At 64.2% G+C, this 12,960-nt stretch carries 7 protein-coding genes; 6 read left to right on the top strand and 1 reads right to left on the bottom strand.

The window, feature by feature from the left end; genetic code table 11:
- The first annotated feature begins 120 nt into the window (after positions 1-120).
- Positions 121-1,449 carry a metallophosphoesterase family protein gene (locus DF200_RS04055; protein ID WP_109137014.1) on the top strand — a complete coding sequence of 443 codons (1,329 nt, stop codon included), beginning with the start codon at positions 121-123 and terminating at the stop codon, positions 1,447-1,449.
- Positions 1,450-1,467: 18 nt separating this feature from the next.
- On the opposite strand, the gene DF200_RS04050 is transcribed toward DF200_RS04055, so the two are convergent.
- Positions 1,468-2,268, bottom strand: a complete 801-nt coding sequence (locus tag DF200_RS04050) for an IclR family transcriptional regulator (RefSeq protein ID WP_439098313.1) — start codon at positions 2,266-2,268, stop codon at positions 1,468-1,470.
- Positions 2,269-2,522: 254 nt separating this feature from the next.
- Here DF200_RS04050 and leuC point away from each other — a divergent pair, with 254 nt between their 5' ends.
- The 5 genes from leuC (at position 2,523) to murA (ending at position 12,694) form a co-directional block, all read left to right on the top strand.
- Positions 2,523-3,926 carry a 3-isopropylmalate dehydratase large subunit gene (gene leuC, locus DF200_RS04045; RefSeq protein ID WP_109137012.1) on the top strand — a complete coding sequence of 468 codons (1,404 nt, stop codon included), beginning with the start codon at positions 2,523-2,525 and terminating at the stop codon, positions 3,924-3,926.
- 40 nt (positions 3,927-3,966) lie between these two features.
- Complete coding sequence (gene leuD, locus DF200_RS04040) at positions 3,967-4,647, top strand: 3-isopropylmalate dehydratase small subunit (protein ID WP_109137011.1); 681 nt, start codon at positions 3,967-3,969, stop codon at positions 4,645-4,647.
- A 793-nt stretch (positions 4,648-5,440) separates the two neighbouring features.
- Positions 5,441-9,538: an Ig-like domain-containing protein gene (locus tag DF200_RS11215; RefSeq protein ID WP_109137010.1), complete on the top strand. Its 4,098-nt coding sequence runs from the start codon at positions 5,441-5,443 to the stop codon at positions 9,536-9,538.
- Positions 9,539-10,064: 526 nt separating this feature from the next.
- Positions 10,065-11,222: a beta/alpha barrel domain-containing protein gene (locus tag DF200_RS04030; protein WP_109137009.1), complete on the top strand. Its 1,158-nt coding sequence runs from the start codon at positions 10,065-10,067 to the stop codon at positions 11,220-11,222.
- A gap of 149 nt (positions 11,223-11,371) precedes the next feature.
- Positions 11,372-12,694 (top strand): UDP-N-acetylglucosamine 1-carboxyvinyltransferase, encoded by a 1,323-nt coding sequence (gene murA, locus DF200_RS04025; RefSeq protein WP_241520113.1) that lies wholly within the window; start codon positions 11,372-11,374, stop codon positions 12,692-12,694.
- The last annotated feature ends 266 nt before the right edge of the window (positions 12,695-12,960 follow it).

The raw sequence follows: 12,960 nt of genomic DNA, 5'->3' as shown, positions 1-12,960 counted from the left end.
CGTCGTCTGCCCGATGCGGTTGATTCTCGGTACAGGTGAAGTAGGGTGGTGGTTATGAGTGACCGAATTCACCGCGGCGCGTCCGATGCGGGACGCGCATTGTCCCATGTCGGCGAGCGGATGGGCGACCGTGTGAGCGAACACACCCAGAGGCTGCTCGACGCCGTCGAGGAGGAGCGTCCGATCTCCGTCTCCGCCAAACTGGGGCGATTGCAGTTCCATCGTTCGGGCAAGTTCCGTGTTCTCCAGCTCACCGATATCCAGGACGGTCCGAAGGTCTCCGCCGACACCGTCCGGCTCATCGGCAACGCGTGCGACGCGGCCCGTCCCGACGTCGTCGTGTTCACCGGCGACCAGATCGCCGGCTACGATTCCGCCTACGCCAAGACGTCGCGACGCCGCCGTTGGGACGTGCCGAGGAACGGCGGCCCCGACAAGGACGACCTCGACCATACGCGCGACCTCGTGCGTAGGACGATCCGCCAGTTCGTGCAGCCGCTCGTCGACCGCGACGTGCCGTTCGCAGTCACGTTCGGCAACCATGATTTCCAATGCGGATTGGACAACGCCGAACTCAACGACATCTACCGCGAGTTCCCCGGATGCCTGAACCCGCCGATGGCGGCCGCCGAGCAGCCGGGCGGCGCCGTATCGGCGGCGTATTCGGGATTGGCCGATCAGGAGGCGTATGCGTGCGAGCCGGGCACGTTCGCCCTGCCCGTGACCGACATGGACGGCCGGCGCAACGTCATCGGACTGGTGCTGGTGGATTCCGGCGATTATGCGAAATCCGGCGGATACGGTTCGCCCAGCCAGAGGGCGTTGGATTTCCTCGACGCCATGCCGACCGTGATCGGCGCTAAATCCATCGTCTTCCAGCACATTCCGATCCCGCAGTTCTACGACGTGCTCAAGCCGGTGTCGTCGTCGACGGCGTACGCGATCCAGGGGTATCGCAGTTTCGACGCCGCCTGCTACATCCTCGACGAATCGAAGACGCTGCCCGGCAGCTATCTGGGAGAGGGCGTGAGCTGCCCCGACGTGGACTGCGGCGAATTCCAGATCATGAAGGACACCGACGGCTATTTCGGCCTGTTCGCCGGCCACGACCATCGCAACGGTTTCGTCGGCACGACCGAGGGCATCATGCTCGGCGCCACGCCGACGTGTGGATTCGGCTCGTATGGTCCGGTGCCCGACAAGCGGGCGGCGCGACTATTCGAATTCGACATCCGGCATCCGTACGAGCCGCGCACGCAGTTGTTGGAGTTCGGTCAGATCGTGGGCAAGCCGACCACGCGCAAGGCGTATACGTTCGCGATGAGCCATGTGCCCACGAATCCGGGCGACGCGTGGAACCTGCTGCGCAAGCCGGGCGCCTTGGCCACGCTCGCCGCAGGGTTCGCCGCCGCCGTGGCCTCGCTGGGGTTCACCGGCAAACGGCGGTAGGCCGGCCGGGTCGGCGTCCTACATGCCGGCGCCGGCGTGGGCGCGGATCAGCGCGTCGGAAAGATACTTGCCTGCGGCCATGACCAGCGGCGCGAAATGCTGCCCCGGGGTCGTGCCCATGCGGTTCGTCGGCCCGGAGATGGAGATCGCCGCGATCACCTGGCCCGAGGCGTTGCGTATCGGCGAGGAGACCGACGCCACTCCCGCCTCGCGCTCGTTCACCGACTCCGCCCAGCCGCGTTTGCGCACGGTGGCCAGCTTCGCCATCGTGAACTTGGCGCGCCGCAGCCCCTGATGCATCCGCTCCGGATCCTCCCAGGCGAGCAGGATCTGCGCCGCCGACCCCGCCTCCATCGACAGGATCGCGCCCACGGGGATCGAGTCACGCAGACCGCTCGACCGTTCCACGGCCGCGATGCACACGCGCTGGTCGCCCTGACGCCGGTAGATCTGCGCCGACTCGCCGGTGCGGTCGAGCAGCGTCTGCAGGATCGGGCCGCATGCGGTGAGCAGACGGTCCTCGCCGGCCGCGGCCGCCAGTTCCGCGAACCGCGAGCCGAGCACGAACCGGCCATGCTGGTCGCGCACGATGAACCGGTGCTTCTCCAGCGCGATCGCCAGACGGTGCGCCGTCGGCCTTGCCAGCCCGGTCTCGTTCACCAGCTGCGCCAGGGTGGCCGGACCGCCCTCCAGCGTGTCGAGGATCTTGGCGGTCTTGTCGAGCACACCCACGCCGGAATGCACTTCCTTACGCGCCGAACCCGGCCGTTCCGCAGTCGTTTCGTCGCTCTGGCTGGACGCATTGCGCGAATTTGTCAATACTTTTACTGTTTCTTTTTTCGTCTGCAATGTTCCATCCGTTGTAGAATCGCCGTTTTGTATTGCCATGATTGGGATTATGCCATCTCATAATGTGAAATGCAAAAGTCTGTAATTTGGCCGAAGCACCATACTCGATGTGTCTGGGCTATTCACGGGAATGGTCACCGAGGAAAAGGCAGAGGAATCGACGTCGATACACGTTGCGATAACGTCGCGGCAAACGTTGCGATTACGCCTCTAGGAGGTACATCATGGGAACCACATTGGCCGAGAAGGTCTGGGCCGATCATCTCGTCCGCAAGGGCGAGAACGGCGAGCCGGATCTCATCTACATCGACCTCATGCTCATGCACGAGGTCACCAGCCCGCAGGCGTTCGAGGGCCTGCGTCTGGCCGGCCGCAAGCCGCGTCACACCGACCTGCTCATCGCGACCGAGGACCACAACACCCCGACCGTGAACATCGACCAGCCGAACCCCGACGAGACGTCGGCCACGCAGCTGAGCACGCTGGAGAGGAACTGCAAGGAGTTCGGCGTGCGTCTGCATCCGCTCGGCGACGCCGATCAGGGCATCGTGCATCAGGTCGGACCGCAGCTGGGCCTCACCCAGCCGGGCATGACCGTGGTGTGCGGCGACTCGCACACGTCCACGCATGGCGCGTTCGGCGCGCTCGCGTTCGGCATCGGCACCAGCGAGGTGGAGCATGTGATGGCCACGCAGTGCCTGAGCCTCAAGCCGTTCAAGACCATGGCCGTGAACGTGGAGGGCGAGCTGCCCGAGGGCGTGACCGCCAAGGACATCATCCTCGCGATCATCGCGAAGATCGGCACCGGCGGCGGCCAGGGCCACGTGATCGAATACCGTGGCGAGGCCATCCACAAGCTCAGCATGGAGGCCCGCATGACGATCTGCAACATGTCGATCGAGGCGGGCGCCCGCGCCGGCATGGTCAGCCCCGACGAGATCACGTTCGAATACCTCAAGGGCCGTCCGCACGCGCCGCAGGGCGAGATGTGGGACAAGGCCGTCGAATACTGGAAGACGCTGAAGACCGACGACGACGCCGTGTTCGACAAGGAGGTGACGCTGCGCGCCGAGGACCTCCAGCCGTACGTCACGTGGGGCACCAACCCCGGCCAGGGCCTGCCGATCACCGCGAACGTGCCCGACCCGGAGTCCATCACCGACGAGACGCAGCGCGAGGCCGCCGAATCGGCCATCAAGTACATGGGCCTCAAGCCCGGCCAGCCCATCAAGTCGATCGCCGTGGACACCGTGTTCATCGGCTCCTGCACGAACGGCCGCATCGAGGACCTTCGCGCCGCCGCCGCCATCATGAAGGGGCATCACAAGGCGAAGAGCCTGCACCGCGTGCTCGTGGTGCCGGCGTCGTCCCGCGTGCGTCTGGAGGCCGAGAAGGAAGGCCTCGACAAGATCTTCAAGGACTTCGGTGCCGAATGGCGCAACGCCGGCTGCTCGATGTGCCTGGGCATGAACCCCGACAAGATGGTCGCCGACGAACGTTCCATCTCCACGTCGAACCGCAACTTCGAGGGACGTCAGGGCAAGGGCTCGCGTACGCATCTGGCGTCGCCCGCCGTGGCCGCCGCCACCGCGATCCGTGGCACCATCTCCAGCCCCGCCGATCTGTAAAACGCCGTTTTCCCGCTTATAACCAAAGGACTTTTCAATCATGGAAAAACTTACCGTCGTCACCGGCGTCGGCGTTCCGCTCCGTCGTTCGAACGTCGACACCGATCAGATCATTCCCGCCGTGTTCCTCAAGCGCGTGACCAAGTCCGGCTTCGACGACGCCCTGTTCTATGCGTGGCGTCGCGACCCGGAGTTCGTGCTCAACAAGGAGCCGTACCGCAAGGGCAGGATCCTCGTGGCCGGACCGGACTTCGGCATCGGCTCGTCCCGTGAGCACGCCGTGTGGGCGCTGCACGACTATGGCTTCCGCGTGGTCATCGCGCCGCGTTTCGCCGACATCTTCTACGGCAACACCGCCAAGAACGGCGTGCTGGCCGCCATCATGCCGATGGAGTCCATCGAACTGCTGTGGAAGCTGCTTGAGGAGGAGCCGGGCCGTGAGATGACCGTCGACCTGGGCGAACGCACCGTGACCTGCGGCGACGTGACCCTGCCGTTCGAGGTGGGCGACTACGTGCGTTGGCGTCTGATGAACGGCTACGACGACATCGATCTGACGTTGCAGCATGAGGACGATATTCTGGCCTACGAGAAGATGCGTGCGGAGAAGTTCCCGTTCAAGCCGACCACGCTGCCGGCCCGCCATCTGCCCGAAGCCCCCATCGCCTCCGCCCGAGAACAAGAATACGAATGGACAGGCCCGTTGGCTGATCGAGACTAGCTGTCTCGATCAGCCTGGGTAACAGTCCGGTGGACTGTTACCCAGGGCCTGTGCGAGGCCGCGATATATCGAGCGGCCGAGCCGATAGAACGCCGGCCGAAGGCCGTCCATAATTACAGGACCGGGCCCGTTGGCTGATCGTCTTCGGTGATGGCTCTCGCCGATCGGCTCCCCTCATGGTTGAGGGGAGCCGATCGGCGTGAGGCGGTCTGAGGGGAGTTGGCTGGTTTTGTGGTCTGTTGTCTTTTGCTTTGTGGTGGCTTCTTTCGGAGGCCGTTCTGTTTTGGCGATGGCTCTCGCCGATCGGCTCCCCTCAAGGTTGAGGGGAGCTGGCCGCCGTGAGGCGGTCTGAGGGGAGTTGGCTGAGGAATAAACGCCCTTCCTCTGCATTCATGGATTGGGCCGCATAATCGTCGTGTTGTGACGTAGCCCACGGGAATATCACTGATGGTCATGGACGACGGCGTTTTTTCGAGAAAATGAGGAGTCGTCCTTCGCATTCATCCATATCGGCAATAAGAATCATTGAAATTTCAACGTTTACGTTGCTTGATTCCTGATCTTCCCAAGGACGAAACCCTGATATCCGCGAAAAAGCGCTTCGTCCTTTGCCGCTCAGGCGGTGTGCGTTGTCCCCTGATACGGTCCCCTGATACGGGGGTGGTCTGTCGTTCATCCTTGCGGAGGGATATCCTTAATAAGGATATATATCGAGGTTTACGTCGCGAACGACCTCCTCCCGAACGGGGGTGGTGATAGGTTCAACCCGTCGTGGCGGACAGAAGGGAAAGTCATGGGCTTGAATAGCTTGTCGGCTGCGCGGGAGTCATCGACTCGTCGACCCGCTCGGCTGCATGATTGGAAGAAGAGGGTAATCGGCGTGCTCGCGGCGGCCGCCACCGTCGCCACGATGGGCCTGACCGCCGTCACCGCCAACGCGGCGGACGGCGCGTGGGACCAGCTGAGCGCCACGGAGAAGAAGTCGTCCTATGGCTACTTCATCTGGAAGTCCGAGAACGCGACCGATGCCAACGAGAAGACGACGGCCAAAGAGGCCGCGGAACTGTTGAAGACCGCCCACTTCAAGGATCAGACCAACATCGGTGCCGCTGATGACGCCACTGCATTGGATAATATGCAGACTGCCATTGAACAGATTATTGCTATCAACACATTTCGTTCTTCTTTGAAGAACGAACCTTGCCGTACTGATTTGCCGAAGGGCAATCCGGCTCGTGCCTGCGATGACAATGGTGCCGGACTTACGCCGTTGAAGGTGACGGATAAGATGATGGCTGCCTCGCAGTCGAACGTCAATTATTCGTCGCACCAGTTCGGTCATGCGGCGAACAATGGGCAATCGTGGACCTTCGCACTTGAGAATCTGTATGCCAGCAGCTATTACTCTCCGTGGACTTCAGATAATCGGTCCGTTGCAGCTGATAGTTGGTATTCCGAAATCAACAACTACGACGACCACCCGTTAGACTGCGGTTCTTCGGCGCAAATTGGTCATTATCGTGCGCTGACGAACAAAATCTGCTTTACGGGGGAAACCAAGATTCAGGTTTACCCGTTCTCCACCACTGGATTAGCCATTGCCAAGCACGCGCGGTTTAATACTGGGAGCGGCTGGCAGGATTACCCGAATGGTATGACTGAATCCCAGGTTTATGGCGGTATGCAATATCAGGATTCGGCGGGCTATGAATATGATGCCTCCGATTATCTGAACGATTTTAAGACTTATGTTGCGATGGTGAACGCCGCCACCAAGACCATCACCTCCGTGGATGATCCGGCGGCGATTTCCGTGGCCTCGGGCACGACCAAGCCGACGGCGCAGCTGCCGGCCAAGGTGACGGCCCACTACAGCGACAACACCACCGCCGACGTCGACGTGACGTGGGAGGCCATCCCGAACGATTGGAACAAGGACCGTACCGCCCACACCGTGAAGGTCAACGGCACGGTGGACGGCTGGGCCAAGAAGGTCACGGCCACGCTGAACGTCGCGGCCGCCACGGTCACCAAGGCGACGATTGACGGCACCGCCGCCGCAACCGACATCACCACTCCGTCCGGCACGAACCCGGACGGCCAGCTGCCCAAGACCGGCAAGGTGTCATGGTCCAACGGCGACACCTCCAGTGAGACCATCAACTGGCAGTCCAGCGCCAAGGACCAGTACGGCAAGCGCGAAGGCGGCACCTACGACCTGACCGGCGCCATCGCCGGCAAGACCGTCACCGCCCACGTGACCGTCACCGCCGCGACCGTCAAGTCCGTGGCCGCGCTCGACGACATCACCGTGGTCAAGGGCTCCAAGCCCACGAACATCCCCTCGACCGCCGAAGTCACGTGGTCCAACGGCGACACGACCGCCGAACCCATCACGTGGACCAACGACCCCACCAAGGCCACGTTCGACCAGCTCGGCGAGCAGACGTTCAACGGCACCGTGAAGGGCCAGCCCGTCACGCTGAAGATCACCGTGGTGGACGCGAAGGTCACGAACGTGACCAACCCCGCTGACATCACCGTCGAATCCGGCACCAACCCGAACGCGCAGCTGCCGACCACCGTCAAGGCCACGCTCAGCGACGGCACGACCAAGGACGTGGCCGTCACCTGGACGCCCGCCGCGGTTCCCGAAGCGACGTGGAAGGACCGCCAAGGCGGCAACGCCACGCTCACCGGCAAGGTCGCGGGCTATGACGGCACCGTGACCCTGAACGTCATCGTCAAGCCGGCGACCATCACCGGCGCCACCCTTGACCCGGCCACGCTGAGCACGCCGGCAGGCCTCGACCCGACCTCCAAGCTTCCGAAGACCGCCAAGGTCACGTGGTCCAACGGCGACACGACCGACGGAACCGTCGCCTGGGACAAGATCGACGCCAAGAGCTACGCCACGGTCGGTTCCTTCAACGCCACCGGCACCGTGACCGCCGACGGCCAGACCACCAAGGTGACGCTGCCCGTCACCGTGACCGCCGCGGCCGCCCTGACCGCCAAGGCCACCGCCGCCTCCGTGGACACCGTCGCCACGCACGCGCCCGACCTGAGCACGATCAACGCCACCGTGACCTACTCCGACGGCACCACGACCACCAACACCGTGGCCTGGGACAAGATCGACGCCGGCAAGTATGCGCAGGCCGGCACGTTCACCGTGAACGGCACCGTGCAGCAGACCACTGTGACCCGCGCCGCCGGCGACCTCACCGACGCCAACGGCAAGCCCCTCACCGTAAGCGTGACGGTGAACGTGAAGGCCCGCGCCATCACCGCCGTGGAGCCGACCGCCGACACCATCACCGTGGACTCCGGCAGGACCGCCCCCGCGAACCTGACCGGCAAGGCCAAGGTCACGTGGAACGACGGCGCCACCGAAACGCGAGACATCGCCCTCACCCTGCCCGAAGGCTGGAACAAGCCGCACACCGCGCACTACGTCACCGCCACCGGCAAGACCGACGGCTGGGACAAGGACGTTGAGTTCACCGTGTCCGTCAAGGCCGCCACCGCGGAATCCGCGAAGAACCCGGCCGACTTCTCCACGGTGGAAGGCAACGTGCCCACGCTGCCCAAGACCGCCGAAGTGACATGGTCCAACGGCGAGACCACCGCCGAGAACGTCATCTGGGATGAGCCGGCCGACTTCGACAAGCTGTTCGACAAGGCCAGCGACCAGCCCGTGACCGTGACCGGCGAGGTCGCCGGCAAGACCGTGACCGTGAAGATCACCGTCGTCGCCGCCAGCATCGAATCCGTCACCGCGCCGAAGGACGTGGAGGTGAACGCCGGCCAGACGCCGAACCTGCCGACCTCCGTGGAAGCGAAGTTCTCCAACGGCAAGACCGGTACCGTCGCCGTCACCTGGAAGACCGACGGCGTGGACTTCTCCAACCGCTCCGGCAAGGACAAGACCATCGCCGTCAAGGGCGAGGTCAATGGCTACAAGGACGGCGTGACCGTGAACGTCATTGTGCACAGCGCCAAGGCCGTCTCCGCCACGGTGAACGGCGACAAGACCATCACCGTGGACTCCGGCACACCGCCCGAACTGCCCAAGACCGCCACCGTCAAGTGGAACGATGGCGGCAAGGACAGCACCGAAACCATCACGTGGGACGCCTTCGACAAGTGGCAGAGCCGTGACGGCGGCCAGTTCACCGTCAACGGAACCGTCGCTGGTCTGCCGGTCTCCGTCAAGGTGATCGTGAACGCGGCCACCGTGGTCGACGTGCAGGCCACCGTGAAGACCAGCACGAAGCCCGGCGTGAAGCCCGAACTTCCCAAGACCGCATGGGTCAAGTGGAGCAACGACGACACCACGAACGAGCCGATCGTCTGGAACGAGATCCCGGCCAAGGACTACGCTACGGCCGGTACGTTCGAGGTCAAGGGCACCGTCACCGTCAAGAATGCCGCACACACCGTGACCGCCACCGTCGACGTGAAGAACGTCGAGGTCAAGTACGTGGAAGACGGCGTCGACATCCCCACCACCGTGGGCAAGGCGCCGCAGCTGCCGGCGACCGTGAAGGTGCACTGGTCCGATGGCAGCACCACCGATGAGACCGTCACGTGGAACGACGTGCCCGCCAGCGCCTACGCCAAGGTTGGCTCGTTCGCCGTGAAGGGCACCGCCTTCGTGGGCGGCAAGGCCTACACCATCACCGCCAACGTGACCGTCAAGGCGGCAGCCGCCACGACGCCGGGCAACGGCGGCGCCCAGGTGACCACCAACACCGGCGCCACCGCTGGCCAGAGCAGCAAGCTCTCGCGCACCGGCGCCGCCATCGGTGCCATCGTGGCCGTGGTCGTCGTACTGCTCGCCGCCGCAGGCGTGGTCTTCTACGCCAGGAGCAAGCGCACGCACTGACACAGCCTGACAACCTAACCGACCGAGGGGAGGGGGCGTCGTGAGACGTCTTCTCCCCTCAGTCGCGTTATACGCGACAGCTCCCCTCAGCGAGGGGAGCCGATTGGTGGGGCGCGGCATCCCATAGGCTCCCCTCAAGGTGAGGGGAGCTGTCACGCGTAGCGTGACTGAGGGGAGTTGTCCATGTGCACTGTGCTGGAACCCCCGGCATTCCGGCCATCTTGCCCTTGAGGGAGGGGGGTTGTCCACGTGCACTGTGCTGGAACCCCCTCAGTCAGGCTATCGCCTGACAGCTTCCCCTACTTCGCAGGGGAGCCGATTGGTTGGAACGTGGCATTCAACAGGCTCCCCTCAAGGTGAGGGGAGCTGTCACGCGCAGCGTGACTGAGGGGAGTTGCCCCCGTGCACCGTGCTCTCCCCTCAGTCAGGCTTGTCGCCCGTCTTCGCCACATGCCATCCCACGCCGTACAATCCCACGCCGTACAATCGAATGAGCCTGAAAACCAATCATCACCGGGAGAGGACCATGAGCGAGGAAACGACCGCCACACCGTTCTACGACGTCGACCGCACCTACGAAGACAACTACGCATCCGGCCCGTTCGGCGCCTTCGCCGAAGCGCTCGGAGGCGACGCCAAGGACGGCGTCACCGCCGATCAGGTCGCACGCACGCTGAACGAGTCCGCTCCCGAAGCCGCGCACACCCCCGCCGAATCGTTCTTCGGCATCCCCGTCGACCTGCCCTTCGGCATCCCGGCCGGCCCATTGCTCAACGAACGTTACACCACGGCGGCGTTCCGCATGGGCTACGACCTCGCCGTCTACAAAACCGTGCGCTCACACGCCTGGGGATGCAACCCGTTCCCCAACGTGCTCGCCGTGCATCCCCGGTCCGCCGACGGCATCCTCGACCCCGGCAGCGACGAATGCGACGACGGCGTGCTTGCCGACCACCGTTTTGAAACCCCCATCTCCATCTCCAACTCGTTCGGCGTGCCCTCGCAGGATCCGGACGTCTGGCAGCCCGACATGCAGCGTGCCATGGAACGCGCCGGAGTGGGACAGCTGCTCGTCCCCAGCTTCCAAGGCTCACGCCACGACGGCATGACCGCCGCCGAATACGTGGCCGACCACGTGACCACCGCACGTCTGGTCATGGAAACCGGCGCCCACGTGATGGAAATGAACACCAGCTGCCCGAACGAAGGCCACAACCGTCTGCTGTGCCACGCACCCGACCAGGTGTCCACCATCACCGAAGCCGTCAAAAACGAGATCGGTGATACGCCGCTCATCATCAAACTCGCGTATCTGCCCTCCGACGGCGACCTCGAATACATGGTGCGCGTGACCGCCGGACGAGGACTCGTCCAAGGATTCTCCACCATCAACACCATCTCCGCCAAACTCGTCGACGCCCAAGGCGCACAGGCGCTGCCGGGAGCGGGACGCGACCGCAGCGGCGTATGCGGCGCCGCCATCAAACCCTCCGGACTCGACATGGTCCGCAGGCTCGCCGCACTGCGCGAACGACTCGGCCTCGACTACGGCATCATCGGCGTCGGCGGCGTGACCACGCCCGCCGACTACGCCGAATACCGTGCCGCGGGAGCCGACGCGGTCATGAGCGCCACCGGCGCCATGTGGAACCCCGGTCTCGCACGTCAGATCAAGCAGTCCTGACCGACCCGCCCATTCGTCCATCGGCCCGTTTATTCCCGGATTAGCCGCTGGCGATTTCACGGAGTCGCCACACCGCATATGGCAGACTGTATGTAGTCTTTTTCGTCATCGGTGATATATCCATGACGAACGAATTGAAGGAGAAGTTCGTGAATCCTGAGAATGATGTGTTGCGCGTCGTCGGAGGCAAACCGCTCAACGGCAAGATCAAGGTGCGTGGCGCCAAGAACTTCGTCAGCAAGGCGATGGTCGCCGCCCTGCTCGCCCCCGGCAAGTCGGTGCTGAAGAACGTGCCCGAGATCCGCGACGTGCATGTGGTCTCCGACCTGCTGCGCCTCCACGGCGTGAACGTCGACGTCGACGGCCCCGAAGGCACCGTCACCATCGACGCATCCCACGTGGAACTCGCCAACGTGGCCGACGTCGACACGCTCTCCGGCTCCTCCCGCATCCCGATCCTCTTCTCCGGCCCGCTGCTGCACCGCCTCGGCGAAGCGTTCATCCCCGCCCTCGGCGGCTGCAACATCGGCGGACGCCCCATCGACTTCCACCTCGAAACGCTGCGCAAACTCGGCGCCAACGTCGACAAGGAACACAGCGATGGCATCCACATCACCGCACCCAACGGACTCAAAGGCGCCAAGATTCACCTGCCGTACCCGTCCGTCGGCGCCACCGAACAGACCCTGCTCGCCGCCGTGCTCGCCGAAGGTAAGACCGAGCTCTCCGGCGCAGCCATCGAACCCGAAATCATGGACCTCGTCTCCGTGCTGCAGAAGATGGGCGCCATCATCTCCGTGGACGTCGACCGCACCTTCCGCATCGAAGGCGTCAAGGAGCTCAAAGGCTACACGCACACGTCGCTCACCGACCGCATCGAAGCCGCATCCTGGGCCTCCGCCGCCCTCGCCACCCACGGCGACATCTTCGTCAAAGGCGCCACCCAGCCCGAAATGATGACCTTCCTCAACGTGTTCCGCAAAATCGGCGGCGAATTCGACGTCACCGATAAAGGCATCCGTTTCTGGCATCCGGGCGGCGACCTCAAGCCCGTCGCCATCGAGACCGATGTGCACCCCGGCTTCATGACCGACTGGCAGCAGCCCCTCGTCGTGGCCCTCACCCAGGCCAAGGGACTCTCCATCGTGCACGAAACCGTATACGAGAACCGCTTCGGCTTCACTAAGCCGCTCGTGCAGATGGGCGCCACCGTGCAGCTCTACCGCGAGTGCCTCGGCTCCCTGCCCTGCCGCTTCCAGCAGCGCAACTACAAGCATTCCGCCGTCATCTTCGGACCCACCCCGCTCACCGGACGCGACATCGACGTGCCCGACCTGCGCGGCGGATTCTCCCACCTGATCGCCGCACTCGCCGCCGAAGGGCCCTCCACCGTGCGTGGCATCTCGCTCATCGACCGCGGATATGCGGACTTCCGGGGGAAGTTGGCTGCCCTCGGTGCCGATTTCGAGTAAAAAACGGGAGACGGAGCGTCTTCGGCGTTGCTCCTCGGTCGACGTACCTTTGTACGCCTTCCCTCGGTGCGCCTTGAAGCCGCACGCGTCTCCCGTTTTTTGTCGGCCCCCTCAGTCCGCCTTGCGGCGGCCCGCTCCCCCCCCAGCCGTGGGGGAGCCGAATGGTGGGGGCCGGGTGGGGAGCTGGCGAGCGGAGGCGAGACTGAGGGGAGTGTCCCCGGCGTTCGCTCTGTCGGCTGGTGGAGGCCCCCTTAGTCCGCCTTGCG

Source organism: Bifidobacterium catulorum (assembly GCF_003129925.1).
In the GTDB taxonomy this organism is placed as follows: Bacteria; Actinomycetota; Actinomycetes; order Actinomycetales; family Bifidobacteriaceae; genus Galliscardovia; species Galliscardovia catulorum.
Note: the sequence above shows the minus strand (reverse complement) of the source record. Positions and strands in the feature narration are given on the sequence as shown.

What these genes read in the sequence shown, in the direction of transcription:
- DF200_RS04055 (WP_109137014.1), top strand. Translation starts at nt 121, where the DNA reads ATGGGCGACCGTGTGAGCGAACACACCCAGAGGCTGCTCGACGCCGTC.
- DF200_RS11215 (WP_109137010.1), top strand. Translation starts at nt 5,441, where the DNA reads ATGGGCTTGAATAGCTTGTCGGCTGCGCGGGAGTCATCGACTCGTCGA.
- DF200_RS04030 (WP_109137009.1), top strand. Translation starts at nt 10,065, where the DNA reads ATGAGCGAGGAAACGACCGCCACACCGTTCTACGACGTCGACCGCACC.
- leuC (WP_109137012.1), top strand. Translation starts at nt 2,523, where the DNA reads ATGGGAACCACATTGGCCGAGAAGGTCTGGGCCGATCATCTCGTCCGC.
- leuD (WP_109137011.1), top strand. Translation starts at nt 3,967, where the DNA reads ATGGAAAAACTTACCGTCGTCACCGGCGTCGGCGTTCCGCTCCGTCGT.